Here is a 24,580-nt window from a genome sequence, read left to right as displayed (position 1 = left end):
TTGGATTTTTCAGGACATTTAGTTTCTTAATCTATTAATGGTTTGAGAATCATTGGAAGGAGGTAGTGATGTTAGAAGGATTATTACTTGGTATTCAATCTATTTTTGAACCCCAACATTTTCTTGTATTACTTATTGGTGTTTTCGTAGGTTTTATTGGTGGTGCATTACCGGGTGTAAGTGGAACGATGCTTATTATTATTGTTTTGCCAATTACATATGGAATGGAGCCTATTTCAGCTTTTATTTTATTAACAACGATTTATGTAGCTTGTGTGTTTTCTGGAATGATTACAGCAATTTTATTTAGGGTCCCAGGTACTCCAGAATCAGTAGCAACTGTTTTCGATGGATACCCTATGACTCAACAAGGTAAAGCAGGGCAAGCATTGGGCATCGCTGTACTTAGTTCAGCAACTGGAGGCATGGTCGGTGCTATATTCTTGATTTTTCTAGCACCTATCCTCGCAACATTCGCCTTGCAATTCTCAGCGCCAGAATATTTTGCGCTAGCTATTCTAGGTTTAACCGTAGTTGCAACGTTAAGTGGTGGTGATTTAATAAGAGGAATCATAGGTGTAACGATTGGGTTATTCATTGCAACAATAGGGATGGACCCTTTATCAGGAATTCCTCGCTTCACTTTTGAAAACGCTTCCTTGTTAAGTGGTGTTGACTTTATTCCAATCCTTGCAGGATTGTTTGCCGTATCTGAAGTGTTAAGACGAAGTCGTGATGACCATTCTTTAAAAGATACATTTCAAAAATTCAAAACTAAAATTTTCGATTTCCCAATTATAAAGAAGATCCTGGCTACTCTTGGGCGATCTTCACTTCTTGGATCAGCAATCGGTGTATTACCAGGTGTTGGAGCAACGACTGCGGCAATGTTAAGTTATAGTGAAGCTGTTCGATGGTCAAAACACCCTGAGAAGTTTGGAAAAGGGGCTCCAGAAGGGATAGCTGCTCCAGAATCTGCTAACAATAGTGCCGCAGTAAGCGCAATGGTTCCTTTATTATCGTTAGGCTTACCAGGTGGGGCAACCACTGCAGTTATTCTCGGTGCCTTTATTATGCATGGTCTTCAACCAGGGCCTATGTTATTCACGAATGAGCCACAACTTGTTTATACAATTATCATTAGTATGTTGATTATTAACATACTAATGATAATTTTCGCGAAACCTTTTATAGCGGTTTTCTCTAAAATCATGAATATTCCTTATTCAGTAATGGGACCGGTTATCTTATTGCTATGCGTTATTGGTACGTTTGCTGTAAGAAATTCCATGTTTGATGTATGGATTATGCTGTTGTTCGGTCTTATCGGTTTTTATTTTGATAAGATAAAGTTTCCTCTCGCAACAATTATACTTGGCGTTGTTCTAGGTCCTATAGCAGAAGAAGAGTTTCGTAGAGGCTTATTAATGGCTGGTGGAGATTTATCAATATTTATCACAAGACCAATTAGTGCAACCCTACTTATTCTTGCTTTACTTGCACTGACGTTCCCTTTGATAAAAAGATTGTTCAAAAGAAACACCCATTCAGCTGCTCCAAATATAAAAACATAGAGGATAAAATGGAAGTAAGGTTGCCTAACTTCAAACTTCTAAGTTGTGTTAATAATTTTGAGTACAATGCCATTCAGCATTGTACTTTTTCTTGAGTTAACGAACAGATCCTCCGTCTATGACGAGTTCATCGCCCGTGACAAAACGGGATTCGTCAGAGGCGAAATAGAGAGCGCCAAATGCAATGTCGCTCGCTTCGCCGTAATGTGGTGGCAGGGGAACGACGTCGCGATTACGTTCTTGGATGGTTTCTTGGCGCTTACCCATAATTGGTGTTTTAATTGGTCCTGGGAAAATCGTGTTCACACGGATATTGTCTTTAGCAAAGTGATTTGCTGCATGGTTTGAAAGTGCACGAACAGCACCTTTTGATGCACTATAGGCGGTACCATTACCACTCGCAGCACCACTACCAGTCAAAGCAGCTAGACTAGCTATATTTACAATCGAACCTTTGCCGTTTGTTTGCATATGGGGGATGACCTCACGCATTCCTAAGAAAACGCTCGTTGCGTTCGTGTCCATCATGCGCTTATAATCATCCAGCGACGTTTCTAATAGTTTATCAGGAACATGGATTCCAGCATTATTGACGAGTATATCGATCGTTTTATAGTTCTCAATCACTGAAGAGACGACATGCTTCCAGTCCTCTTCGGAGGTCACATCGAGCGTCATGAATGGTGCATGAGGGGCTTCTTCATGAAGAATTCTTTTCTGTACATCGGTTGCAATGACTGTTGCGCCTTCTTTACTAAATTGCTTTACAATTCCTAAGCCAATTCCACTTGTAGCACCTGTAACGAGTGCAACTTTATTTTGTAATCGTGTCAACGTCTTCATCACCTCAATTTAACGTAATGGACGTTAATTACCCGTAATAACGTACCGACAAACGTATTCGTTACGCACGTGAGCGTCGTTTAACATGAAGTGTTTTTATTTGCTCACTTAGCTCGAGTACAGGACCATCAACATTTGCTTTGACTAACACGTCTTGAATGGTTAACGCTTCAAGTTACTTGCTTTTTGTCCCCATTCTTTTCGCCATTCCCTTAGCTGTGCACTGGAGCTTGCATAGACGATTCGGCCTAATCCAGCAAGACCGTGCGCGGATGCACACATTGGACAGTGCTCTCCAGAGGTGTACACCGTTGCGTGATGACGTTCTGATTCACTTAAATGTATCGAGGCAAATTGAGCGATCGCAAATTCAGGATGTTTCGTCGGATCGCCACTTGAAATTTTGTTATAATCTTCAAACAAAATGTCGCCACCTTCCGATACGAGTACTGAACCGAAGGGCTCGTTTCCTTCTTCCAATGCGATCGCTGCGAGTTCCACACACCGTTCTAAATACGTATAATCTTGTGTAGTGATCATAAAGACATCTCCTTTTGAAGTTCATTGGGTTGCTTATATAAAGTTATGGTAAAATAAACCGTCACCAAAGTTATCTAACTATCATTGGAGGGAGAAGTTTGCAACGCTTGTATTATGCTATTATCCTCATTATTGTCTTTATCGGTTTGGCGTTAGAATCGTCTCTCTTATTATCGCTATGTGGCATTCTAAGTTTACCGATGCTTGTTTATTCATTTTATCAGAGTAATCGACTCTTTAAAGGAATGGGGCTTGCTTTTTTTACTTGGTGGAGCGGTGTTATTACCGTTCAGCACGATTTCTTTCAATGAATTACCGCAATTGTTTTCAAGTAATTTAACGCTTGTTGTATTTGTAGCCATCGTACCGCTCATGCAAGCAGCAATTGAAACCCTCTATTATGACCGCAACGTGAACGCTTGGCTTTTTACACGTGCAACCCATACTCGAAACGTTGAAAACCGCGCCTTGTTAACGACTTATGGATTCGTACCATTTATGAATTTCTCAATTTTACCTTTGTTACAAAACACGTTAAATGACCATCTATCTGAACTGCCAATTAAGACACGAAATCGCATCATTAGTAAATCTACACTTCGTGCTTACGCGTTAGCCCTCGTTTGGATGCCTATGGAAATTATGGTCGTAACCGCGATCGGGTTAACAGGGGAGAGCTATTTCTCACTGCTACCTTATTTATTGTTATTGTCCGTTACGATGACCATTATTGAACTGATCCGACCTCGCGTATTAAAAGGGACAAGCCTTAATCACATCAATACGTACACGAGTGAACATGGAAGGTCAAAAGGTTCACTTATAACGGCAGTTGTCGTCTTTTTACTTCTCGTTACATTAATCGGAGAGTGGTTACAACTTTCCTTTTTGTTGACGGTAATCTTACTTATTCCATTGTTTTCGTTTACTTGGACGCTTTTATTTGGGCAAGTAAAACCCTTTATAGAAAATGGAAAAAAAGCATTAAAGCAACAGCTTTCAATGGGGATTCACCCGTTTCTCGTCTTATTTATGTCGCTCGGTTGGTTTACAGGAATCTTAAATCAAACCGAATTACTTACCATCGTACAAGAACCTTTACGAGCATTTGAAGAGCATCCGTTCGTCTTGCTATTGTTAATCCCACTAAGCTTTTATTCACTAGCACTTATTGGGATTCACCCGATCGCATCAATGGTTCTAGTTCATGAAATCGTGGCACCAATCTTACAACCAGACATGCCAATCGAACTTACCATTATGTATATCGTCAGTGCGTTAGCAACGTTTACGATGTCTCCTTATGGAATTGTTGTGACGATGACCGCCCGTCATACGAACCAGAATCCATATAGAATTATGCTTACGAATTTGCCATTTGCGTTGCTGTTTGCAGTCATCGCTGTAGGGTTATTGATCCTCATTGCTTAATTGATGCACCCGTAGAACAATGTTCTATGGGTGTTTTTTTGATAATAGATAATGTAACACAATATCTATTTTGTTACATTAGAATATAACGAAGGAGAATTAAGAGAAGCGTTGTTGTGATAAGGGATGTTGAGTGTTTTCATGTGAATCCTAATGTAACATATTGCGTTCACATTACTTCTAAGGTAATCTGAATAAAGGAGGCGATTTTGTGGAGAAGAGAGAAGTAGCTCCTTATGTTTATTTAACCGACGAACAATACGAACGCCTACATGAACGTTACGGGAAAGACCATCTAGAGAAGCGGATTCAGCAGCTTTCTAAAAAGAAACAAAACGGTGAAAAGCCACTTGAACTGAGTGATTATCATTCCTTACGAACAAAGGGGATGCAGCTCGTTGAACCAATTCGTAATCGTGATGATATCCAGTTAATGAAACGTATATTAAAACGCGATAGTTTACGGAACTATTTTTTTGTTTTCCCTCGGCCTAAATACAGGAATGCGGATTAGTGATTTTATCGGTTTACGTGTGAATGACGTTATAAACCGTAAACATATTGAAGTCATTGAGAAGAAAACCGGGAAGACACGTCGTTTTAAAGTGAATTTTGAGTTGCAACAAGATATTCACGAATATGTAGAAGGAATGGCGAGTACAGAGTACTTGTTTCCATCTAAGAAGACGAAAGAGCCGATTAGTCGTGTACAGGCGTATCGTATTCTTAGAAAAGCAGCTGATCGTGCTGGTCTTCAGAGTATCGGAACGCACAGCATGCGGAAAAGCTTAGGTTATCACTTTTACAATCAAACAAAAGATGTTGCGATCTTACAAGAAATCTTTAACCATTCGACACCGCAAATTACAAAGCGTTATATTGGGATTCGGCAAGATGAAATTGACGAGAGTTTGGACGATTTTTACCTATAATCGAATTTGCAAATTAGATGGATGATTACCCATGATTGTTAATCTAATTTGCAAATTCAAGCATGTGACTGATGATTAAGAAAATTAATACATATTAAGTGAAAAACGGCTTTACTGTATACACTAACCCTACGTTCAAGAAAAGCTCAGGTTTTACAAAAAAACACAATCCGGAATTACCTTTTTAACGTTTAATGATCTAATGGAGGATAATTGATGAAACGAGTCGATGTAGTCTATGCGCTTATTTATGATGATACAACTAGCAAGGTTCTTATGGTTGGAAACAGACGCGAACATGGGAGTGAGTGGAGCCTTCCAGGCGGAGCAAGAGAACGTGGAGAAACATTAGGACAAGCTGTTATTCGCGAGACATTTGAAGAAACTGGATTAAACGTTGCAATTGATAATATTGTTGCTATTAATGAGAAATTCTTTCCACACGCACATGCTGTGTTTTTCACCTTTGGCGCTAGAATAATAGGAGGAGAACAATCCATTAACGATCCAAATGAAATTACGGATATCCGTTGGATTGATATAAAAGAAGCTGAAAATATTATGGATTACTTTCCTAATGGCGTTCAATGTTTCGTAGAACAAAGGGTAGCAGCTCCTTATTATTTCCAAGCTGACTAGAACTTAAGGGTAATTACATAAATTAAAAAGCGAATTCTATCGTATGGGTATACAATGGCATTCGCTTTTTTATTGTAAATGGAAATAACATCAAGTCGATGACTAGCTGATTTCCAACTTTGCCTAGAGACTATCTAAATGATTTGTATCGTTGATAAAATGAATGACCTTTTCTTTATCCGTAATTTCAATCATACTAATCCCTGTATCCCCTATTTTAAAGTAGTAATCCATGGTCATTGGCATTTGGAAAAAGGCACGTAATATGCTAATAATAACGCCACCATGAGCGACAATCGCGATTCGTTCGCATTTATTCTCTGTCACAATTTTAGAAAATATCGTTTCAATTCTCATTCGAAACTCGATGAATGATTCGCCATTTTCAAAACGATCGTGAAGGAATTTTGGCTTCGGATACTTTTTCGCTTCTTCAAAAGACATGCCAGCTTGTATACCATTATTAAATTCCATGAGTTCTTCTTCAAATTTCACTGGACAACCTATGGCTTCCGCTAATGTTTCAGCGGTTTCTCGCGCTCGTTTTAATGTACTCGCCCATATAAAATCGGGTGGAAAGTCATTTTTCACTTTATGTACTAAACTTTCCACTTGTCTTCTGCCCATTTCCGTTAATTCAAAGTCTGCTCTGCCTTCATGCACGTTTAAAATATCCGCTTCCGATTCCCCGTGCCTAATTAGTAGTATTTGCATTCATTTCTCCTCCTTACATCAGTTAAAACAGAACGTTATCCTATCATAGTTTACCGATGTATTCAAATAAATAAGAAATTCTACATCCGGTAGTGGAGTCATTCACTTTCGTGTTGCCAGTGAACCCCAATAATCGTTTGTTGATTACTGTTACTTTCGTAGGCTTAAAGTCATCCAACAACAAGGAACTAGTTCATTTTTACGTTACTAAAGAACGGACTTGTAGGCAAATGGTTGACTTCTTATTAAAAATACTCCGAAAATAGTAGAGGGAATCATACTTAGGAGGCGCTTTCTAAATGGGCAGTCAGCAGGATCAATTGTATGAAGATTTAACACAATTAAGAACGAAACAAATCGTAGATACGCTTTCACATGCTGAAAAGCAGAAATTACAAACTGTTATTTACGATATTGAACAACTGTTAGAAAAACAATATAAGAAAAAGTTCGACCTTAATCAAATGCAAGAAGAAAGTTGGGTAAGCATCCACGCATTTCGTAATTTCTCATTTCAAGATGTAACACCTAAAAAAACCTTCATGGATGTTCTATTGAGCCGGCCGCAATTTCCTTGCTACAGTGTTAATGTCGAAGAGGAAGATTGGGAAGTGAATTATTTACAATTCCCAAACGTGATGAAGTTGAAAATGATGTTTGAAAAAGAAGGGATTGTATTCTCAGACGTCCTTCCAGGATTCATGGACTACTTTTATAGTAACCAATTGTCTAAAGAAGACAAAGAACAAATGGAGCGATTGCCCGATCCTACATGGTGTCTTTCGAAAGTAGATGAGATTGAAGGTCTAGACGAGATCTTAAAAAGTACGAATTCAGAATTACATGATATGGTTCTTTGGCTAAAGGAAATGTGGCATAAAGACTATCAGCTCTTTATTGATTACGACGAAGCGATGACGATTACGATTTCCTAAGTGAACGTCATTGAGATAATTCCTGTACGGTAAGCATTGCGATCATGTGTTGAATTGAAATAGCTTACGAGGGACTTATCAAATCGAAACGATTGTTATAGAACAACTTGGGTCGTTTGAGTTTTCTTTTGAGAGTCGAGTTGAAGAGGTTAATGTTCAACTCATTTTACGTGATGGTGAATCTGTCACCTGACAAGCAGATAGTTCGCCATATCAGGATGGGTACATATGATTTTGGATTACACGCACATCAATGAAGCGAGGGAAAATTTTACTTAGGAGGCGTTTTATTTAATGAGCATAGAATTCGAACCAATCTATCAAGAATTACTTCGATTAAGAATGAATCAAGTAAATGGGAAGCTTTCAGACGAAGAACAACAAAAGCTTGGAACTGTTTTGAGCAGTGTTGAACAACGTATTGAAGAGAAATATGGTAGGAAGGTCGATTACAATAAAGCTCAAGAAGAGAGATGGGTTAGTTTTCATGCCTATCGTAACTATAATCTTCAGAAATTCGAACCATCAAGAAGCTTACTAGATGTAATTCTAAGAAGACCGGCGCCTACGCCAGAATTTGAACGGTATTCTCTCTTCTTTGAAGATGGAGATTATCAAGAAGAAACGCTACAATATTATAATGTTTTAAAGTTATCTTCTTTATTAGAGGAGCAAGGAATGACGTGTACATTTTCTGAACTTATTCCAGGTACGGTTATCGAATTTTTAATCGATGAAGTAAGGGGAGATCAAGAAGTCGTATTGGAGTGCTTGAAAAATCCGAAACCTCAATGGTCCCTCGAGAAGCTTGAACAATTAAGTGTCTAGAGGACGAATTGGAAGGTGACCGAGAATTACAAGACATGGTCATTTGGTTAAAGGAAATGTGGGGTAATGATTATCAAGTAATCGCTGATTATGATATCGCACTAAAGTTAAGAGTTCCTGAAGAGTAATTGTCGAGTTTCAAAGACGAAGATATATTGAAATTAGAAGAGTGAAATCTCTAAAGCAGGCGTATTCCGATGAAGTGTGAATACGCCTGCTTTTTGTTGGGCAAAAATGCAACTATACAGTAAATACACGTTAAATGAGGGAATGATCGATGGAAAATGTCATGTATTTTACGAGTAGGATGATGCGATTATGTATTTTCGTTATCATTTTGGGTTCTCGCATTTCAAGCTTTTAGAAATCAACAATCATGACGGTGCTCCAAATACGTATCGTTTAATGGTTGATTGTGAGAAGTATGCAGAATTTATAAATGAGCAATTCGGAAATAGTGAAGAAAGTCATCAGTTAGGTGAGCGTTTTTTGCACATTTGGGATGAAGGCACGGTCATGATCTCTACAAATTGAACAATCCCCCGTAGATGGGGGATTATCATTATTTCGATAAAAACGGATAGTCGATATAGCCTTCTTTACCGCCGCCGTAAAATGACGTTTTATCTGGATCATTAAATGGTGCGTCTTTCTTTAATCGTTCAACAAAATCAGGGTTTGCTAATGCCCATGCTCCTACTGGAGCAACATCTGCGAGTCCGGCATCGATGTCTTTACTTAGTTCTTCTAATGGTCTGCCTGCTCGGTTGACTAACAGTGGGTTTGGCCAAAGTGAACGAATTTCTTTTAAGAATTCGTCATTGCCAACATGCATCACATGCAAATAAGCGAGGTTCATTTTAGCTAATTCTTTGACTAAATAACGGTAGACGTCAGGTCCTTGTGACCCTTCGTCAATTCCGCCGAGTGGAACTCCTGGAGAAATGCGAAACCCTGTCTTATCTGCACCGATTTCTTCAACTACCGCTTTTGTTACTTCTAGTGCAAAGCGAGCATGATCTTCAACTGTGTTGCCATATTCATCAGCACGAACGTTTGAGTTTTCTCCGATAAACTGGTGAATAAGGTAACCGTTTGCGCCGTGGATCTCAACGCCGTCTGCGCCTGCTTCAATCGCAGTTTTTGCTGCATGACGGAATTCTTGAATGACCTCTTTAATATCCTCGCTTGAGAGTTCTCGTGGAGCTGGAATGTCTTGCATTCCTTTAGCTGTAAAGATTTGCTCCCCTGGAGCAACGGCCGACGGTGCAACGGCTTGACGGTGGTGTGGTGTGTTTTCTGGGTGAGCGACACGTCCAGCGTGCATTAATTGAATAAAAAGATAGCCGCCTTTTTCATGGACTTGATCGGCAACGTTTTTCCACCCTTTTACATGCTCTGAAGAGTAGATCCCAGGAGATAAAAGATAGCCTTGGCCGTCAGCGGAAGGTTGTGTCCCCTCACTAATCAGTAACCCTAATGATGCGCGTTGACTGTAGTATTCTGCAGCCATTTCTGGGGGCGTGCCGTCTTCTAACGCACGACTCCTCGTCATTGGTGCCATCGCCAGACGATGAGGTAAGGTCATATTTCCTACTTTAATTTCTTTCCATAAGTTCTTCATTTGCTTGACTCCTTTTGTGTAGTTACACTGCATTGCGCTTAGTGTTTGTTTTTCACAATAATTTATAATGAAGTGAGCTTACCGTTATTATTCATTATTGTTGCCAATTATGTAAGTAGGCACTATTATATTACATAGGAACATTTTACGTACTTATTGATTTACTAGGTGATTGCGACAGATGATAACGATAAGGAGTCAAACTGATGAATGAATATCAAGATTTAGAACAAGCGTTGAACGTGTTTGTCGGCAAATGGAAACCGATTATTATTTATCATTTAACGAATGATGGGACAAAACGGTATAGTGACTTGCAACGATCCATTCCTGAAATTACGAAACGGATGTTAACATTAAAATTGAGAGAACTTGAAGAGAGTGGGATTGTTTCAAGGAAAGTGTATAATCAAGTTCCTCCGAAAGTGGAATACTCAATGACCGAGTATGGTCTTACGTTGCATCCATTATTAGTGAAAATGAATGACTGGGGCGAAGGCCATCGACGTCCAGAAGATCATCTAGAACAAGCTGAGCATACGAACGAGGCGTGTAAGGCACTCACAACCATTGATACAATCATTGGGAAATGGAAATCGATTATTATTAGTGAATTGGCTTCTGAAAATTTGCGGTTTAGTGATCTTCAAAAAAAAGAATTCCACAAATAAGTCGTACAATGCTCACGAACAATTTAAAACAACTCGAAAAAGAAGGGATTGTTCATCGTGAGGTTCATCAACAAGTCCCTCCGAAAGTTGTGTACTCAATGACAGATTACGGAGAAACGTTAAAACCAATTCTTCAAGATCTAAATCAATGGGGCGAAGAATTTATAAAGCGTCAAAACGAAGGGATCTAAGAACGAGACGGACGCCAAGGGTCTCCTTGCAGTTCAAGTCCAGTCATTGTTTTGAACAGTACGCCTTTTCCTAAGGCGTATTCTCTTAATAAAAACCAACCATTTTCTGTTTGAATGAGCGGATCGACTGTCATTGGGGTTTTGTTAAGTTGGTTCATGAGATCGTTCGCTTCTGTTACAGAAAACCACTGACTTTGAATTAATAAATCAAAATCACTCTGTTCATTCATGGCTAGTGTCCCGGAGGCTAATTCAAAGCCTACACTTCCGGTAGGTCCCCAATGCATAGAACGTAAAAGCTCTTTTAACATCCCAAACGTCTCTTGTGCTTTCTTGTGTCGTAACCGTGTACTTTCAGAGGTTTGAAGTTCATAGGGCGTAAGCACGCCTTGGACATGGTCACAAGAAACAGTGATCGCACAACGCTCACTACGGGATGCACCGCGGATTCCTACTGGAATACTAAAGCGATCATTGACTCCGCGTCGTACGACGACGTAGGGGGTTTTTTGTATTGAAGATTGTGCCAGAGCGGGAGGTCACCGTTTCTTTTTAAAACGGATGTCACATCAATGCGCAATAAATCATGAGGGTTATACATGAGTTGCCTCCTAACAAGACAATAGATTTAATTTTCTTAAAAGTATAGACAATCAGAAGTAAACTCATTATAATCTAAACTCAGTACACAGTCGACTGTATACCATTAATTGAAAACGCTTACAAAGGAGTGCGTTGATGGTTATTTATGGTGTGGCCATATTGGCGGTCTGCATGATAGTAGGAATGTTGCTCGGAGAATGGTTGGGTATAGCGATCGGGTAGAAGCAAATGTAGGTGGCGTTGGGATTGCAATGTTGATCTTAATTATCGTCATTGATCGGTTGAAAATTTCGAACCGACTTAGTGAGCCAACGCAAATGGGCTTAGGGTTTTGGAATGCGATGTACATTCCGATCGTAGTCGCAATGGCTGCAAATCAGAACGTTGTTGCAGCCCTCGATGGTGGACCACTTGCGATTGTGACAGGAATTGCTGTTGTGGTCATTTCGTTTTTAGCTGTTCCTCTTGTCAGTCGAATCGGAAAAGAAAAAAAGCGAATCGATTGACGAAGGAGGGCGTCCTCTATGATTGAATCAATCGAAAATGTGTTAGTCGGGAATGGTCTCATCTTTGGATTTGCGATTGTAGGTGCAATTATGGTCATCGCCTACGCGTTGTCAAAGTATGCGACCCGAGGACTCGTACACGGATCATCAATTGCCATTCTTCTCGGTCTCGTTCTAGCTTACATTGGCGGAAGACTCACTGGTGGAGAGAATGGACTTTCCGATGTCTCCCTTTTCGCAGGAATCAGTTTACTCGGTGGCGGGATGATGCGTGACTTTGCGATTGTGGCTACAGCATTTGGGGCGGATTTTCGAGAGATTAAACGAGCAGGTGTTACAGGTGTCCTCGCTTTAGTTCTTGGGATTTTGCTCTCTTTTACGATCGGTGTTGTGTTTGCACTAATGTTTGGCTATACCGATGCTGTAAGTTTAACGACAATTGGAGCAGGCGCCACGACGTATATCGTCGGGCCAGTTACAGGTGCTGCAATCGGCGCAAGTTCTGAAGTGATTGCGATTAGTATCGCTGCAGGCCTTGTGAAAGCGATTTTAACGATGGCACTCACACCATTTCTAGGTAAGTATATCGGACTTGATAATCCCCGTTCTGCGATGGTGTTCGGGGGATTACTCGGAACGACAAGTGGTGTTGCTGGTGGACTTGCAGCATTAAATCCAAAGCTCGTTCCGTACGGGGCGGTTACGGCGACGTTTTATACAGGGCTTGGCTGTCTCTTAGGGCCGTCTGTGTTGTATATGATGATGCGGTTGATTTTCGGAGGATAAAGAGGCGATTTTCATGGATACGGTGTTTTTATTTCCAGGTCAAGGATCACAACGTCATGACATGTTTCAACCTTATCAAGGAACCAAACATTTCGAGTTGATCAAACAACTCATTGAAGACGAATTACAAGAAGATGTGAATCAGTATACCGCTGATTTCAGTTCTACACGACACGTGCAATTAGCATTACTCATCGTTGGTGTTAGCAGTTCTAAACAACTTGTAGAAGCAGGGATTAGACCGGATTGTGTTGCCGGTCATTCTGCGGGCGCTTATTCAGCAGCAGTACTTTCAGAAGTACTTACTCTAAAGGACGCCATTCGTTTCGTTGATCTTCGAGGAAGATTAATGGAGCAAGCCTTTCCGAGTGTATACGGAATGATGGCCGTTCAAGGCCTTGATGTAAACGTCGTACTGCGCGTGATAGAGTCGCAAAGTGACGTGTATCTAGCGAATGAGAATGCTCAGCAACAAGTGGTGTTATCAGGAAGTGAACGATCACTTCAAACGATACGTGACACGTTAAAAGAGAAAGGAGCACGTCGTGTAACCAAGTTATCTGTGACTGTTCCTTCACACTCTCCTTTATTTAAAAAAAGAGGCGGATGTGCTTCGTGAAGCGATGAAAAATCTTAAGATCAATTCACCGAAATTACCGTACGTGTCAAATCAATCTGCACGATTATTGCGACACAAAGATGCGATTGTTGAAGATTTAGCAGGGAATATTGCATCAACGGTCAGATGGCATCATGCCATGAAAATGTTAATTGAGCGGGGGATAAAAAAACTACGTACAACTCCCCCCGGGAACCGTATATACGGACTTGTTACACGGTGAGTTTGAAGGAATTCAAGCGCTATCAGTAGAAACCTTGAGTGTTGACAACATTCTACAATTTGTAACTAAGGAGTGACGAGTGTGCCTACGTCTACAAATACAAGATGGACGAAAAAGCGAGATGCAAAAAGAGATCGTCTGAGTCGGATTTCATCAATAATTGATGGCAAATTCGTTCAACAAGACAACATCGTCTCAGTACTAGAACGGGTCATTGAGCCTTATGATCGTGTCATTCTTGAAGGCAACAACCAAAAGCAAGCATCGTTTTTATCGAAGTCATTGGCAAATGCTTCAAATGAAGCACTTCATCACTTACATCTCATCATGTCGAGTGTGTCTCGACCAGAGCATCTAGATCTATTTGAAAACAAGATAGCTGATCGACTTGATTTTTCATTTTCAGGACCGCAAAGTACACGAATTGCGCAAATGATCGAAGACGAAGAAATCAAAGTCGGCAACATCCATACGTATATCGAACTTTACGGACGATTGTTTATTGATTTAATTCCGAACGTCGCCCTCGTTGCCGCTGATCAAGCGGATGCGAACGGTAATTTGTACACTGGTGCAAATACGGAAGAAACACCAACGATCGTTGAGGCGACCGCATTTAAAAATGGCATTGTGATCGCTCAAGTAAATGAGATCGTAGATGAGCTATCACGCGTTGATATCCCTTCATCGTGGGTTGATGTGATCGTTTTAGGTGATGAGCCTTATCAATTGGAAGCGTTGTTCACTAGAGATCCAAGACATATTACAGAGATTCAAATTCTCATGGCAATGCTTGCAATCCGTGGCGTTTATGAAAAGCATTCTGTACAGTCCTTAAACCATGGTATTGGCTTTAATACTGCCGCGATCGAATTGCTATTACCGACGTACGGTGAATCACTTAATTTACGGGGAAAGATTTGTAAGCATTGGGCCGCGAACCCCCATCCGACACTCATCCCAGCAATAGAAAGCGGTTGGATTGATAGCATTCATTCTTTTGGTGGAGAGAAAGGCATGGAACAATACATCGCTGCGCGTCCAGATGTGTTTTTTGTCGGCAGTGACGGTACGATGCGGTCAAATCGGACGCTTTGCCAAATGGCTGGGCAATACGCCGTAGATTTGTTTATCGGTTCCACACTTCAAATGGATTATGTTGGTAATTCATCAACGGTTGTTCGCGGTCGATTAGCAGGGTTTGGCGGTGCACCGAACATGGGGCATGATCCGAAAGGTCGTAGACACAGCACAAAAGCGTGGCTTGATATGCAAAAAACAGGTGACGAGCTCGTGCGTGGTCGTAAGTTGGTCGTTCAAATGATGGAAACGCACCAACCAGGTAACCGTCCCGTATTCGTTGAACAGTTAGATGCCATTCAAGTCGCTAAAGAAGCCAATCTAGGCACACCTCCTGTTATGATTTATGCCGATGATGTCACACACCTCGTAACCGAGGAAGGGGTTGCTTACCTGTACAAAAGTGACAGTCCTGCTGAACGTAAAGAAGCGATTGCAGCGGTTGCTGGTGTTACCGAACTTGGGATGACGAGTACTGCTCGTCAAAAGCACCGATTAAGAGAGCAAGGAATCATTGCAACGACGGATGATCTAGAAATCGATGTGAAAAAGGCCAATCGTTCACTACTAGCAGCAAAAAGCATTGAAGAACTTGTTATGTGGTCAGATGGTCTTTACGACCCACCTGAAAAGTTTAGGAGTTATTGGACGTGAGTGTAGCGACACATCCATTACATGTTCATCTCGTCACTGAACAAGTGGCACGTTGGTCAGAACAATCCCTACTTGAAGAGCTTTATCTAACTGTAAAACCAGGTTTGATCGACAAATGTAACAATGGTGCCCACCTTGATATGACATTAGCGATGATGGAAGCATCGAGTCATGCGGTTGCTCCTTATTTTGCCGAAATGGCGCGTGTGAGTTATGGGAAATCCCCGTCTCTTCAATTACGCAAGCAATTGTCAGAGATTGGAATTGAGGCAGAGCGGAAAATGTTACACGTAACTGCTGGGGTGAACACCCATAAAGGCGCGATTTGGTGTTTAGGTCTACTTAGTGCTGCTTATGCAATCCAAAGAGGGCAAGGTACGGCAACTACCCTATGTGAAGTTGCAGGCGAACTTGCAAACGTTGAACTGAAAGTTTCCTCGACTCGTACGAATGGTTCTATTGCGTGCAAACGGTACGGTGTCACCGGTGCGAAAGGCGAAGCTCAAGCAGGATTTCCGCATGTGCTACTCGGTTTACAAACTTTAAACGATGCCACTGAACTATTCACAGAAACGAAAGCAAAACAACTTGCTCTGCTCACGCTCATGACAACACTTTCGGATACGTGTGTTCTTCACCGGGCAGGAAGTAAGGGATTATCTTATGTGAAACAACAAGCTCAACAAGTATTACGAGGTGCTTTATCCATGGAGGAAGTTGATGAACGATTTATTAAAAACAATCTTTCTCCTGGGGGCAGTGCAGATCTACTTGCAGCGAGTTTGTACGTGAAACGATTAGGAGGGAAATCGCATGGAAGAGTTTCGCTACACGTATAATACAGCAACGGCAATTCCAAAACGTGCGCATACAGGTGTTGTCGGCTCTGGGGATGCAGAAATTCTTATGGAGCCAAGTCATATTGGAGAAGTATTCATAAAAACGAACGTGGAAGGATTTCAAAAAAAACGTGGGAAGAAGTCGTGCAACGGTTCATGTCTGCTTACGATGTACGTGCATCCATACACATTCATGACTTTGGTGCAACGCCTGGCGTTATTGGACTTCGTTTAAAACAAGCGTTTGAGGAGGCATCTTCATGAAAATCATAGTACCTCAGTCGTTAACGGAATGCTCCGCTCGTGAACGTACGTTAGCACTTTTAGATGAGAACTCAGCAAGGGAATTACTCGGCCCATTTGATCGTCTTGTCTCACCACACTTAGAAAAGCAAAACATCGTGCCTCAAAGTGACGACGGTGTGGTCGTAATGAAAGGAACGAGAAAGTCCCATCCATGTTGCGTGATTGCAATTGAAGGGAGTTTCCAAGGAGGCGGCATCGGCGAAGTGTCTGGAGCTAAGATTGCGGCTGCATTCGAACTTGCTTTACGAGATGTAGAACGGGGAAAACATTTAGACGTCATCGTTATTCTAGATACAGGCGGTGTACGGTTACAAGAAGCAAATTACGGTTTGCTCGCAATTTCTGAGATTCAACAAGCAGCGGTAAATCTCCAACAATATGTACCAATCGTGGGCATTATCCCAGGTCGAATCGGAAGCTTTGGTGGGATGTCGATTACAGCTGGACTGTTTAACGCTCTAATTATGACAAAAGAAGCTCGACTCGGCTTAAATGGTCCTGAAGTGATTGAGCAAGAAGCGGGAATTGAAGAAGTCAATAGTCGTGACCGTAAAGCAACGTACTTACGAATCGGTAGTGCGTCGAGAAAGAAGAATGGACTGATCGAATACCTCGTAGAAGACTCTGTTGAAGCAATTCAAGAGGCCGTTGATCATGCAAGACTTACGAAAATCAATCAACGTGTAACATCCAACGAAGAACACGTGAATGAGTTACTATATCAAGAGGTAGAAGCTTTCACTTCAAGTGAAGACGAGGAGCGAACGAATGATTCCCGTGGTCGCACGTGGCTTGAAGTGCTTTCAGACATCGACAGCGTGCAAAGTTCACGTATTTCAACGGTACAGTCAGGAACAATGACTGTCTCAGGTGAGAAGTTCAATCTTTTAGCGGTGACGAAAGATGCGTATCACCGCTTCCCAAGAGTTAGAAACGGTGAATTCGGTCTACTTGAAGGCTATGCACTTGCAGATGTAATTGATCAATGGATTGCTGCGGATGCAACAAAAGATCAGAAAACGCCAATCGTTGCTGTTATTGATGTAGTTAGCCAAGCGTACGGGGCTCAAGAAGAGTTACTCGGCTTACATCAGTCGTGTGCAGCAGCTGTTCATGCGTATGCTAGAGCACGTTTACACGGCCATAAAGTCATTGGACTCGTTGTTGGTAAAGCATTATCTGCTGCCTTTTTAAGCCACGGTTTACAAGCCGATCGACTACTCGCATTTGATGACCCTTACGTCCAAGTACACGTGATGTCGAAGCAGTCTGCAGCGAAAGTGACAAAAAGATCGTTACATGAACTTGAACGATTCACAAAGGATGTCCCCGCAATGGCTTACGATGTTCGTTCTTTCCATAAGCTCGGTGCAACGGACGAACTTATTGAAGGAATCTCTGTAGAACATCCAACTGAAGAAGACGTATCGCGCGTGCAAACCTTGATCGCTAACCAACTAGCGGATCTAGAGGCTGGAGGCTTAGTTTCAGAACACCGTCTTAACAACGCACGTGCGAAAAAAATCACGTGCAGCTTCAATTGAAGTCAGAGTACAAATGGAACAACAGTGGGCAAATGAAAGTAGGGAAGAACGTGGAAGGATTAAATAAACATTCGTTGGCCAAACAAATTGCCGATCAAATCTCTATGAAAATACTCTCAGGAGATTTAAAACCCGGCGATAAGCTCGTTGAAAAAGAGTACGCAGATGAATATGGCATTAGCCGCGCGCTATCCGTGATGCCCTTTATTTACTAACTGCTGAAGGGCTCGTTGAGAAAGAAGCACGTAAAGGAGCGGTAGTAAGGAGCTATAGTTTTGATGAGATCAAAGACATTTTAGAAGTACGTAATTTTCTAGAACGTCTTGCAATGGAACGGATTGAAGAGAACGGAGTTGATCCGTCCTTTGTCTGCCGCATGCAACAACTAGAGCGAGTGATGGAAAAAGAGCAAGATGTGTATCAATACACGTATTACAATCACCAGTTTCATTTACTTTTAATTGAAATGAGTCAAAGCAAAATGATCTTAGATTTGTATCATCGATTAGGTTCATCGCTACTTCGCGTGCAAGCAATCGCTTTCTCTGAATTAGGGAAACTAGAGAAGTCAAAACGAGAGCATAATCAACTAACACAGTATCTAGAAGCAAATCAAATTCAAGAAGCAAAACAATTATTAACGACACATACCGATGATGTGTTGAAGTTATATGAGCGGTTTCATGGAAAATAAAGGGTTGAAATATGAGTAAAGTTATTGGCTAAAACTAAACCTCATTTATGGTGCTCTAAGTGTGAAGTGGGTAATGGAGAATTGTTACTCACTTTAATATGATTGAGGTGAAGATTGTAATAAGCATGTCCCGAACTTGTTGCGAGTAGTATAAATGTAGTGAAGTAGTTGATAGGGTATGTAAGGTTGGCGTGAAAGGGTGATTCATATGCCGAGGTTAATTGTAACAGGGTTTGCACCTTTAGACAGTTTAGTACTAAAAGAGCTAAAAGAAAGAGAAAAAAACTTTGATGGATTAACAATTGAAAAACTTGAAGGTCAAGAAATACTTAGAAATCCAGACTCAATTTCTAATGATGACGTGTTAATTTGTGGCCAAACCATTTATAAAGTGTTCATAAAATTAAATGTAAGTGCAAGAATGGTTCCAGTGAGGGTACAAATTAACGACTTTATACACGCATTGACGATCGCAAAAGAAATTGGGAATGAAGTAAATGTCATTAATTATAATAAGGATTTTTTTTGCACAGTGATAAATATGAGTTAGAAAAAGTCTTTCAACTCAAGATCAATCAATATCATTACCAAGATTCTGAGGGTGCGGAACATTTAATTAGAGAATTGAAGAGACAGGGCCAGTTGATCGTGATCGGATCAGGTCTAATTACAAATCTAGCTAAACAAAACGGGATGAATGGAATCTTATGGTATGGAAAAGAAAGCATACATCAAGCAGTAAGTATTGCGTTTAATTTGCTTCAATCAAGGTTCGAAGAACTAAAAAGCTTCAAGCAAGAAGAGTATATTCTAAAAAGGTTCCATGAAGGCGTAGTGATTGTAAATGAACGTGGCAGGATTACAAATATTAATGAAAAGGCGCGACAATTACTTGAACTGGCAAGCTATCCTGATCCCCATGGAACACCAATCCTTCGCCTTTTTACTAACAGTGAGATGAGTAACCTTTTGATTTCTACAAAAGAGGTAAAAGATAAAATTATTCGATATAAAAAGAAGCTACTTTTTATCAACATACTCCCAATTTTTATTAATGAGCGGTTCAATGGGACAGTTGCCATTTTTTCTGATATTGATGAGTTACAAAAAAAATGAAACAAAGATAAGAAAAACTATGTACAGTCAAAAGTTGAGTGCCCCCTATAGCTTTCAAAAAAATCATAGGTAAGAGTAATCAGATGACAACGACAATTCGTAAAGCAAAGCAATTTGCTCATACCGACTCTAACATTCTAATACTTGGTGAAACAGGTACAGGTAAAGAGCTATTTGCACAAAGCATTCATAACGAAAGTTCAAGAGCTGCTCAACCTTTTATTGCTGTGAATTGTGCAGCTGTATCTGAGAGCTTGTTGGAAAGTGAATTTTTTTTGGATATAGTGAGGGTGCATTTACGGGTGCAAAGAAAAGTGGGAAATTGGGTTATTTTGAACAAGCTCATAACGGAACACTTTTTTTAGATGAAATTGGTGAAATTCCTTTAAGTATACAGGCGAAGCTTCTTCGTGTCTTACAGGAAAAAGTGGTTATGCGTGTTGGAGACACAACAACGATACCTGTTAACGTGAGAGTTATCTCTGCAACAAATATGGATGTTATAAACAAAGTGAAAAAAAGCTCAATTCCGTAAAGATTTATATTATAGAATTGCGGTTCTTAATTTGTTTTTACCGGCGTTAAGGAAACGTCTTGATGATATCGATGACCTTGTGACGTCGTATACAGAAAGAAACTACCCACATTTTCTTAATGAAATCACTGAATCTTTAGATCAGATTGTTCAAACGTTATCCACGCACAGTTGGCACGGTAACATTAGAGAACTAGAAAATACGCTTGAACGAATGTTCGCTTACTTAGAAAATCCGGAAAAAGCGACGAAACTAGAAATTGTAAAACAAATCACTGAAGCCATTAAAGAAAATAACATATTGTTATCTAATGAGGGATTAAATAGCGATCCACTTCACCATGTAATTAAAGAGATGGAATATAAACAAATAAAAGAAGTGTTAGCAGAAACAAATGGAAATAAGCAAGAAGCAGCTAAGATTCTTGGAATGAGCCGGAGTACACTTTGGCGGAAGTTACAAAAATCGGAACAACAAAAATAAAGCATTGCAAACCTAATAGGCTTTGCAATGCTTTATTTTTTATGTCTCATTTTTGAAACTGTCTTATTCAAATGAAACATATGCTTATGTATCAACATGTCTTTTTTTGTATGAAAAATCGGGAATTGAAGGGTCTTTTTAAAATAATTTTTCACCCTAAAGGTTTGGCATATATATTGCAATGTTTGATAAGTGAAATAAAAAAATACGTAACATACTTGAAGGAGTGAAAAAGGATACTTGTTTCGTAGCAGCTAAATTAGAAAAAGGAGAAGGGGATTGGATGATTACTAAAGAGATGACGTTAGATGCACTGTTTAATCCATCGAGCATTGCAATTATTGGTGCAACTCCCGATGCTAAACGTATTGGAGGAAGGCCGTTAGCGTATTTACAAAAGCATGATTACCAAGGCTCGATTTACCCAATTAATCCAAACTATGATCAGATTGCAGGTTTAAAATGCTACAGTGGCATTGCCGAGGTCGGTGAGACCATTGAGCTAGCGGTTATTTCTTTACCAAGAGATTTAGTATTAGATGAATTTAAGAAATGTGCTGAGAATGGCGTGCAATCGGTCATAATCTTTAGTGCTGGATTTGCGGAAGTTGACGATGAAGGCAGAAGAATCCAAGAAGAAATGACTGCTATTGCGAAAAAGCACAATGTTCGAGTGTTGGGTCCTAATTGCTTAGGGATGTTTAATGTAAATAAAGGTGTATATGCTACGTTTTCTATTATTATTGGAGATCAGACGCCTCTAAAAGGGAAAATTGGTTTCGTTAGCCAAAGTGGTGCGTTTGGTTCCCACGTATTTACGCTGGCTAAGCAAAAGCAAATCGGATTTAGTCATTTTATTGCTACTGGAAACGAAAGTGATGTTGATGTGGCCGATTGTATTGCATATCTTGCACAGGATAAGAGTACAAAAGTTATTGCTTGTTACATTGAAGGTGCTAAAGATGGAAATAAATTAATCCATGCGTTTAAGTTGGCTGCTGACAACAACAAGCCAGTCGTTGTCTTAAAAGTCGGGACTACAAATGTAGGAAAGCAAGCAGCATTATCGCATACAGGTTCGTTAGTGGGTTCGGATGATGTATATAATGCCATTTTTGAACAGTTTGGGGTCTACCGGGCTAGCACTATTGAAGAGTTTATTGGTGTCGCTTACGCATGCACAGAATTACCGATTCCGAAAGGTGATAGAGTGGCGGTTTTCACTGTATCTGGTGGGGTAGGCATCATGTTAGCCGATCAATTGTCAGAACAATCTTTGAGTGTATTAGAAACTCCCCAAGTTGTTCAGGAGAAATTAAAAGAAATATTACCGATTGCTGGTGTGAAAAACCCTATTGATACAACAGCTCAAATCAACTCAATTCCTACGTTATTAGAAGATTTTATGGATATTGTTCTTTCCACAGGTTTGTATGATTCAGCTATTGCTTTTTTTAGCATACACCGGATTGAATCCTGATACATTAGGAAAACGAATCGAAGCTTTGCAAACGATTACGAATCGTTATCAAGAAATTCCACTCATAACCGTCACATTAAATAATGAAGCATCGAAAAATTCTTTTTTACATCACGGCCTTGTTCTCTCCGATGACCCAACTGATGCGGTTTATATGTTAAAAGCTTTAAATTTCTACCGTAAGTATTTTAATAAAAAAATCAAATGAACGAGAAAGTAGTAAAAAAAGAAAAGATTGTAATTTCCTCATCGCGAGCTGTCTTAACTGAATATGAAAGTAAAAAAATTAATTAAAAACCATAGCATGCTAGTTACAAAAGAAAATCTAGCACTTTCTGAAGAAGAGGCAACTGAGTTTGCGAAAAAAATCGGATACCCTGTAGTGATGAAAGGGATGTCTCCTCAAGTTCTTCATAAAACTGATGAAGGAATCGTCTGTTTAAACATCGAGAATGAACATGAAGTTGCGCAATCGTATAGATATTTGAAAAGCAAAATTAATGGTATTCCAGGTGTGCAATTTGATGGTGTATTAATACAGGAAATGTTAACAGGAGATCCTTTAGAAATGTATATTGGCGCAAAGAAAGACCCTGTTTTCGGTCAAATTGTCCTTGTAGGAATGGGGGGCATCTATATTGAAATCTTTAAAGATGTGTCGATGCGAAAAGCGCCTGTTTCACCGGAAGAAGCTAAACATATGGTCAATCAATTACAAGTTAATGAACTATTCAAAGGAGTACGAGGAAAACGGCCTTATGACCTACAAGCACTTTGCCAACTAATCTCAAAATTCAGCTATTTCATTTATACTACCGAAGACCAGATCCAAGAAGTAGATTTGAATCCAGTGATGGTATATCAAGATGGAGAAGGTGTGGTAATCGCAGACGCACTCATTACATTAACAAATACGTGATCTGGCAAATATAACATATAGATAGGAGTAAGCGACGATGAATTTTACAGTTACAGAAGAAACACAGGATATACTGAATGGTTTGAAACAATTTATTGAAAAAAAAGTGATTCCATTAGAAGAAAAAAATGAAGAATTGTTGAAAAATCCGAGAAAGTATTTTACAGAAGATGGTCGTCATGCGCCAGAGGTAGAAGAATTAAGGAAAATTGTACGCATGGAATCTGCTAAAGCTGGGTTCTACACGATGTTTGGTTCAAAGGAACTTGGTGCAGGAGAATTTGGACCTGTTATGGCTTTACTTGTTCAGGAATTTTTAAATAAAAATTACCCAAACAATAAATTAATCCACCCCATTGTTATTCCTTCACCGTTTACGAATGGTTTGACACCAGTTTTAAATGGTTTGAGTGATCATTTGAAAAATAAATACATTAGTGGAATTGGAACTGGGGAAAAAACGCTTTGTTTTGGACTTTCAGAACCAGATGCTGGCTCCGACGTGTGGAATATCAAAACGAAAGCAGTCAAAAAAAGGGTCAGAGTGGGTAATTAATGGAACTAAACAATGGATTACAAACGCACCTTATGCAGATTATTGTTTGCTTTTTGCAGTAACAGACCCTGAATTGAAGTCCAATCGAAAAGGTGGTATCACATGTTTCTTCGTAGAAACAGATTCTGTAGGGTTTTCTGTAGACTCCGCAATTCCAGTGATGGGAGACCTAGGTGGCGAAGCAGGAATTATAAGCTTGGATCACTTACATGTACCTGAAGAAAACATCGTCGGTGAGCTTCACATGGGTTTCACAAGAGCAATTAATGGCATTAACACGGGGAGACTAGGAATGAGTGGCAAGTGTATCGGATCTGCCAATGGGCATTAAAACAAGCGATAGACTATTCGAAACTTCGAGAAACGTTTGGAAAGAAAATTGAAGATCATCAAATGATTCAAACAATGCTGGCAGATTGTGCAATCGATATTTATGCGGCAAGAAATATGGCTCTCAATTGTGCTTGGAAGATCGAAAACAATACGAAATCACCTAGAAAAGAAATCTCTATGGTCAAGACGTTTTGTACAGAAATGATGGGCCGAGTATATGACCGTGCAATTCAGATTCATGGTGGGATTGGCGTCACAAATGAACTTGGATTGGAAGAAGGGTATCGTCTCGCAAGAATTTTACGAATTCCGGATGGTACTTCTGAAATTCACCGACGTACGATTGCAAAAAGTTTACTGAAAGGTGATTTAATGTTCTAG

Annotated in this window: 33 protein-coding genes and 3 pseudogenes; 31 read left to right on the top strand and 5 right to left on the bottom strand. The window is 40.1% G+C overall.

Features of this window, described 5'->3' with window-relative positions; translation table 11 throughout:
* Window positions 1-68: 68 nt before the first annotated feature.
* Window positions 69-1,574: a tripartite tricarboxylate transporter permease gene (locus JCM19055_RS16030; protein ID WP_042360431.1), complete on the top strand. Its 1,506-nt coding sequence runs from the start codon at window positions 69-71 to the stop codon at window positions 1,572-1,574.
* A 96-nt stretch (window positions 1,575-1,670) separates the two neighbouring features.
* Here the strand turns inward: JCM19055_RS16030 and JCM19055_RS16025 are convergent, their stop codons facing one another.
* Both JCM19055_RS16025 and JCM19055_RS16020 read right to left on the bottom strand, forming a co-directional pair.
* Window positions 1,671-2,408 carry an SDR family NAD(P)-dependent oxidoreductase gene (locus JCM19055_RS16025; RefSeq protein ID WP_081833773.1) on the bottom strand — a complete coding sequence of 246 codons (738 nt, stop codon included), beginning with the start codon at window positions 2,406-2,408 and terminating at the stop codon, window positions 1,671-1,673.
* Window positions 2,409-2,579: 171 nt separating this feature from the next.
* The gene (locus tag JCM19055_RS16020; protein WP_370543180.1) at window positions 2,580-2,957 is read right to left on the bottom strand and encodes a nucleoside deaminase; all 378 of its coding nucleotides are present in this window, start codon (window positions 2,955-2,957) and stop codon (window positions 2,580-2,582) included.
* Between the two features lie 98 nt (window positions 2,958-3,055).
* Between JCM19055_RS16020 and JCM19055_RS26585 the strand changes: the two genes are divergently transcribed.
* From JCM19055_RS26585 to JCM19055_RS16005, 4 genes and pseudogenes are all read left to right on the top strand, one after another.
* Window positions 3,056-3,268 (top strand): hypothetical protein, encoded by a 213-nt coding sequence (locus JCM19055_RS26585; protein WP_152549930.1) that lies wholly within the window; start codon window positions 3,056-3,058, stop codon window positions 3,266-3,268.
* Window positions 3,234-4,388 carry a hypothetical protein gene (locus JCM19055_RS16015; protein WP_152549929.1) on the top strand — a complete coding sequence of 385 codons (1,155 nt, stop codon included), beginning with the start codon at window positions 3,234-3,236 and terminating at the stop codon, window positions 4,386-4,388. The genes JCM19055_RS26585 and JCM19055_RS16015 overlap by 35 nt, the downstream gene beginning before the upstream one ends.
* Window positions 4,389-4,776: 388 nt before the next feature.
* Window positions 4,777-5,320, top strand: a pseudogene (locus JCM19055_RS16010) (site-specific integrase).
* Window positions 5,321-5,536: 216 nt separating this feature from the next.
* Window positions 5,537-5,959 carry an NUDIX domain-containing protein gene (locus tag JCM19055_RS16005; protein WP_042360428.1) on the top strand — a complete coding sequence of 141 codons (423 nt, stop codon included), beginning with the start codon at window positions 5,537-5,539 and terminating at the stop codon, window positions 5,957-5,959.
* Window positions 5,960-6,082: 123 nt separating this feature from the next.
* Here JCM19055_RS16005 and JCM19055_RS16000 read toward each other — a convergent pair whose 3' ends face one another.
* Entirely contained in the window at window positions 6,083-6,673 is a 591-nt protein-coding gene (locus JCM19055_RS16000) for a histidine phosphatase family protein (RefSeq protein WP_042360427.1), read from the bottom strand.
* Window positions 6,674-6,972: 299 nt separating this feature from the next.
* Between JCM19055_RS16000 and JCM19055_RS15995 the strand changes: the two genes are divergently transcribed.
* From JCM19055_RS15995 to JCM19055_RS15985, 3 genes are all read left to right on the top strand, one after another.
* Window positions 6,973-7,608, top strand: a complete 636-nt coding sequence (locus JCM19055_RS15995; RefSeq protein WP_042360426.1) for a hypothetical protein — start codon at window positions 6,973-6,975, stop codon at window positions 7,606-7,608.
* A gap of 294 nt (window positions 7,609-7,902) precedes the next feature.
* Window positions 7,903-8,436 carry a hypothetical protein gene (locus JCM19055_RS15990; RefSeq protein ID WP_042360425.1) on the top strand — a complete coding sequence of 178 codons (534 nt, stop codon included), beginning with the start codon at window positions 7,903-7,905 and terminating at the stop codon, window positions 8,434-8,436.
* Between the two features lie 318 nt (window positions 8,437-8,754).
* On the top strand, window positions 8,755-8,970 hold the full coding sequence (locus tag JCM19055_RS15985) for a hypothetical protein (RefSeq protein WP_042360424.1): 216 nt from the start codon (window positions 8,755-8,757) through the stop codon (window positions 8,968-8,970).
* A gap of 28 nt (window positions 8,971-8,998) precedes the next feature.
* On the opposite strand, the gene JCM19055_RS15980 is transcribed toward JCM19055_RS15985, so the two are convergent.
* Window positions 8,999-10,060 (bottom strand): alkene reductase, encoded by a 1,062-nt coding sequence (locus tag JCM19055_RS15980; protein ID WP_042360423.1) that lies wholly within the window; start codon window positions 10,058-10,060, stop codon window positions 8,999-9,001.
* Window positions 10,061-10,266: 206 nt separating this feature from the next.
* Between JCM19055_RS15980 and JCM19055_RS27545 the strand changes: the two are divergent.
* Both JCM19055_RS27545 and JCM19055_RS27540 read left to right on the top strand, forming a co-directional pair.
* Window positions 10,267-10,572, top strand: a pseudogene (locus tag JCM19055_RS27545) (winged helix-turn-helix transcriptional regulator); the annotation flags it as partial.
* 167 nt (window positions 10,573-10,739) lie between these two features.
* Entirely contained in the window at window positions 10,740-10,922 is a 183-nt protein-coding gene (locus JCM19055_RS27540) for a helix-turn-helix domain-containing protein (RefSeq protein ID WP_081833771.1), read from the top strand.
* Here JCM19055_RS27540 and JCM19055_RS15965 read toward each other — a convergent pair.
* The gene (locus tag JCM19055_RS15965; RefSeq protein ID WP_081833770.1) at window positions 10,919-11,452 is read right to left on the bottom strand and encodes a malonate decarboxylase holo-ACP synthase; all 534 of its coding nucleotides are present in this window, start codon (window positions 11,450-11,452) and stop codon (window positions 10,919-10,921) included. The two genes, JCM19055_RS27540 and JCM19055_RS15965, sit on opposite strands and share 4 nt — an antisense overlap.
* A gap of 208 nt (window positions 11,453-11,660) precedes the next feature.
* On the opposite strand from JCM19055_RS15965, the pseudogene madL reads away from it, so the two are divergent.
* From madL to JCM19055_RS30045, 21 genes and pseudogenes are all read left to right on the top strand, one after another.
* A pseudogene (gene madL, locus JCM19055_RS15960) lies at window positions 11,661-12,031 on the top strand (malonate transporter subunit MadL).
* Between the two features lie 18 nt (window positions 12,032-12,049).
* Window positions 12,050-12,817: a malonate transporter subunit MadM gene (gene madM / locus JCM19055_RS15955; RefSeq protein WP_042360421.1), complete on the top strand. Its 768-nt coding sequence runs from the start codon at window positions 12,050-12,052 to the stop codon at window positions 12,815-12,817.
* 13 nt (window positions 12,818-12,830) lie between these two features.
* Window positions 12,831-13,436 carry an ACP S-malonyltransferase gene (locus JCM19055_RS15950; protein ID WP_052366439.1) on the top strand — a complete coding sequence of 202 codons (606 nt, stop codon included), beginning with the start codon at window positions 12,831-12,833 and terminating at the stop codon, window positions 13,434-13,436.
* 4 nt (window positions 13,437-13,440) lie between these two features.
* On the top strand, window positions 13,441-13,659 hold the full coding sequence (locus JCM19055_RS24385) for a hypothetical protein (RefSeq protein WP_265182247.1): 219 nt from the start codon (window positions 13,441-13,443) through the stop codon (window positions 13,657-13,659).
* 72 nt (window positions 13,660-13,731) lie between these two features.
* A complete protein-coding gene (gene mdcA / locus JCM19055_RS15945) occupies window positions 13,732-15,393 on the top strand; it encodes a malonate decarboxylase subunit alpha (RefSeq protein WP_081833769.1) in 1,662 nt (553 codons plus the stop codon).
* Entirely contained in the window at window positions 15,390-16,232 is an 843-nt protein-coding gene (locus JCM19055_RS15940; protein WP_042360419.1) for a triphosphoribosyl-dephospho-CoA synthase, read from the top strand. Before mdcA ends, JCM19055_RS15940 begins: the two co-directional genes overlap by 4 nt.
* A 156-nt stretch (window positions 16,233-16,388) precedes the next feature.
* On the top strand, window positions 16,389-16,496 hold the full coding sequence (locus tag JCM19055_RS32045; protein WP_370543182.1) for a hypothetical protein: 108 nt from the start codon (window positions 16,389-16,391) through the stop codon (window positions 16,494-16,496).
* On the top strand, window positions 16,493-18,082 hold the full coding sequence (gene mdcD, locus JCM19055_RS15930) for a biotin-independent malonate decarboxylase subunit beta (RefSeq protein WP_052366437.1): 1,590 nt from the start codon (window positions 16,493-16,495) through the stop codon (window positions 18,080-18,082). The genes JCM19055_RS32045 and mdcD overlap by 4 nt, the downstream gene beginning before the upstream one ends.
* The gene (locus JCM19055_RS24380; protein ID WP_052366436.1) at window positions 18,079-18,297 is read left to right on the top strand and encodes a GntR family transcriptional regulator; all 219 of its coding nucleotides are present in this window, start codon (window positions 18,079-18,081) and stop codon (window positions 18,295-18,297) included. The genes mdcD and JCM19055_RS24380 overlap by 4 nt, the downstream gene beginning before the upstream one ends.
* Before the next feature lie 113 nt (window positions 18,298-18,410).
* Window positions 18,411-18,776 carry an FCD domain-containing protein gene (locus JCM19055_RS24375; protein WP_052366435.1) on the top strand — a complete coding sequence of 122 codons (366 nt, stop codon included), beginning with the start codon at window positions 18,411-18,413 and terminating at the stop codon, window positions 18,774-18,776.
* 208 nt (window positions 18,777-18,984) lie between these two features.
* A complete protein-coding gene (locus tag JCM19055_RS15920; RefSeq protein ID WP_042360418.1) occupies window positions 18,985-19,326 on the top strand; it encodes a hypothetical protein in 342 nt (113 codons plus the stop codon).
* A complete protein-coding gene (locus tag JCM19055_RS15915) occupies window positions 19,302-19,892 on the top strand; it encodes a PrpR N-terminal domain-containing protein (protein ID WP_042360417.1) in 591 nt (196 codons plus the stop codon). The genes JCM19055_RS15920 and JCM19055_RS15915 overlap by 25 nt, the downstream gene beginning before the upstream one ends.
* A gap of 38 nt (window positions 19,893-19,930) precedes the next feature.
* The gene (locus tag JCM19055_RS24370) at window positions 19,931-20,257 is read left to right on the top strand and encodes a sigma-54 factor interaction domain-containing protein (RefSeq protein WP_265182246.1); all 327 of its coding nucleotides are present in this window, start codon (window positions 19,931-19,933) and stop codon (window positions 20,255-20,257) included.
* Complete coding sequence (locus JCM19055_RS32040; RefSeq protein ID WP_052366433.1) at window positions 20,215-20,427, top strand: sigma 54-interacting transcriptional regulator; 213 nt, start codon at window positions 20,215-20,217, stop codon at window positions 20,425-20,427. Before JCM19055_RS24370 ends, JCM19055_RS32040 begins: the two co-directional genes overlap by 43 nt.
* 31 nt (window positions 20,428-20,458) lie before the next feature.
* Window positions 20,459-20,911, top strand: a complete 453-nt coding sequence (locus JCM19055_RS24360; protein WP_052366432.1) for a helix-turn-helix domain-containing protein — start codon at window positions 20,459-20,461, stop codon at window positions 20,909-20,911.
* Between the two features lie 283 nt (window positions 20,912-21,194).
* On the top strand, window positions 21,195-22,391 hold the full coding sequence (locus JCM19055_RS15905; RefSeq protein ID WP_052366431.1) for an acetate--CoA ligase family protein: 1,197 nt from the start codon (window positions 21,195-21,197) through the stop codon (window positions 22,389-22,391).
* Window positions 22,381-22,599, top strand: coding sequence for a hypothetical protein (locus JCM19055_RS15900; RefSeq protein ID WP_042360416.1), 219 nt, complete (start codon window positions 22,381-22,383; stop codon window positions 22,597-22,599). The genes JCM19055_RS15905 and JCM19055_RS15900 overlap by 11 nt, the downstream gene beginning before the upstream one ends.
* Before the next feature lie 63 nt (window positions 22,600-22,662).
* On the top strand, window positions 22,663-23,310 hold the full coding sequence (locus tag JCM19055_RS15895; protein ID WP_042360415.1) for an acetate--CoA ligase family protein: 648 nt from the start codon (window positions 22,663-22,665) through the stop codon (window positions 23,308-23,310).
* A 37-nt stretch (window positions 23,311-23,347) separates the two neighbouring features.
* Window positions 23,348-23,866 (top strand): acyl-CoA dehydrogenase family protein, encoded by a 519-nt coding sequence (locus tag JCM19055_RS30055; RefSeq protein ID WP_265182245.1) that lies wholly within the window; start codon window positions 23,348-23,350, stop codon window positions 23,864-23,866.
* The gene (locus tag JCM19055_RS30050) at window positions 23,799-24,197 is read left to right on the top strand and encodes an acyl-CoA dehydrogenase family protein (protein WP_265182244.1); all 399 of its coding nucleotides are present in this window, start codon (window positions 23,799-23,801) and stop codon (window positions 24,195-24,197) included. The genes JCM19055_RS30055 and JCM19055_RS30050 overlap by 68 nt, the downstream gene beginning before the upstream one ends.
* Complete coding sequence (locus JCM19055_RS30045) at window positions 24,170-24,580, top strand: acyl-CoA dehydrogenase family protein (protein ID WP_265182243.1); 411 nt, start codon at window positions 24,170-24,172, stop codon at window positions 24,578-24,580. The genes JCM19055_RS30050 and JCM19055_RS30045 overlap by 28 nt, the downstream gene beginning before the upstream one ends.

This window comes from Geomicrobium sp. JCM 19055 (assembly GCF_000698185.1).
GTDB lineage: Bacteria > Bacillota > Bacilli > Bacillales > Marinococcaceae > Geomicrobium_A > Geomicrobium_A sediminis.
Note: the sequence above shows the minus strand (reverse complement) of the source record. Positions and strands in the feature narration are given on the sequence as shown.

What these genes read in the sequence shown, in the direction of transcription:
- JCM19055_RS16030 (WP_042360431.1), top strand. Translation starts at nt 69, where the DNA reads ATGTTAGAAGGATTATTACTTGGTATTCAATCTATTTTTGAACCCCAA.
- JCM19055_RS16020 (WP_370543180.1), bottom strand. Translation starts at nt 2,957, where the DNA reads ATGATCACTACACAAGATTATACGTATTTAGAACGGTGTGTGGAACTC.
- JCM19055_RS16005 (WP_042360428.1), top strand. Translation starts at nt 5,537, where the DNA reads ATGAAACGAGTCGATGTAGTCTATGCGCTTATTTATGATGATACAACT.
- JCM19055_RS16000 (WP_042360427.1), bottom strand. Translation starts at nt 6,673, where the DNA reads ATGCAAATACTACTAATTAGGCACGGGGAATCGGAAGCGGATATTTTA.
- JCM19055_RS15995 (WP_042360426.1), top strand. Translation starts at nt 6,973, where the DNA reads ATGGGCAGTCAGCAGGATCAATTGTATGAAGATTTAACACAATTAAGA.
- JCM19055_RS15990 (WP_042360425.1), top strand. Translation starts at nt 7,903, where the DNA reads ATGAGCATAGAATTCGAACCAATCTATCAAGAATTACTTCGATTAAGA.
- JCM19055_RS15985 (WP_042360424.1), top strand. Translation starts at nt 8,755, where the DNA reads ATGTATTTTCGTTATCATTTTGGGTTCTCGCATTTCAAGCTTTTAGAA.
- JCM19055_RS15980 (WP_042360423.1), bottom strand. Translation starts at nt 10,060, where the DNA reads ATGAAGAACTTATGGAAAGAAATTAAAGTAGGAAATATGACCTTACCT.
- JCM19055_RS27540 (WP_081833771.1), top strand. Translation starts at nt 10,740, where the DNA reads ATGCTCACGAACAATTTAAAACAACTCGAAAAAGAAGGGATTGTTCAT.
- madM (WP_042360421.1), top strand. Translation starts at nt 12,050, where the DNA reads ATGATTGAATCAATCGAAAATGTGTTAGTCGGGAATGGTCTCATCTTT.
- JCM19055_RS15950 (WP_052366439.1), top strand. Translation starts at nt 12,831, where the DNA reads ATGGATACGGTGTTTTTATTTCCAGGTCAAGGATCACAACGTCATGAC.
- JCM19055_RS24385 (WP_265182247.1), top strand. Translation starts at nt 13,441, where the DNA reads ATGAAAAATCTTAAGATCAATTCACCGAAATTACCGTACGTGTCAAAT.
- JCM19055_RS32045 (WP_370543182.1), top strand. Translation starts at nt 16,389, where the DNA reads ATGTCTGCTTACGATGTACGTGCATCCATACACATTCATGACTTTGGT.
- mdcD (WP_052366437.1), top strand. Translation starts at nt 16,493, where the DNA reads ATGAAAATCATAGTACCTCAGTCGTTAACGGAATGCTCCGCTCGTGAA.
- JCM19055_RS24375 (WP_052366435.1), top strand. Translation starts at nt 18,411, where the DNA reads ATGGAACGGATTGAAGAGAACGGAGTTGATCCGTCCTTTGTCTGCCGC.
- JCM19055_RS15920 (WP_042360418.1), top strand. Translation starts at nt 18,985, where the DNA reads ATGCCGAGGTTAATTGTAACAGGGTTTGCACCTTTAGACAGTTTAGTA.
- JCM19055_RS15905 (WP_052366431.1), top strand. Translation starts at nt 21,195, where the DNA reads ATGATTACTAAAGAGATGACGTTAGATGCACTGTTTAATCCATCGAGC.
- JCM19055_RS15895 (WP_042360415.1), top strand. Translation starts at nt 22,663, where the DNA reads ATGAAAGTAAAAAAATTAATTAAAAACCATAGCATGCTAGTTACAAAA.
- JCM19055_RS30055 (WP_265182245.1), top strand. Translation starts at nt 23,348, where the DNA reads ATGAATTTTACAGTTACAGAAGAAACACAGGATATACTGAATGGTTTG.
- JCM19055_RS30050 (WP_265182244.1), top strand. Translation starts at nt 23,799, where the DNA reads ATGCTGGCTCCGACGTGTGGAATATCAAAACGAAAGCAGTCAAAAAAA.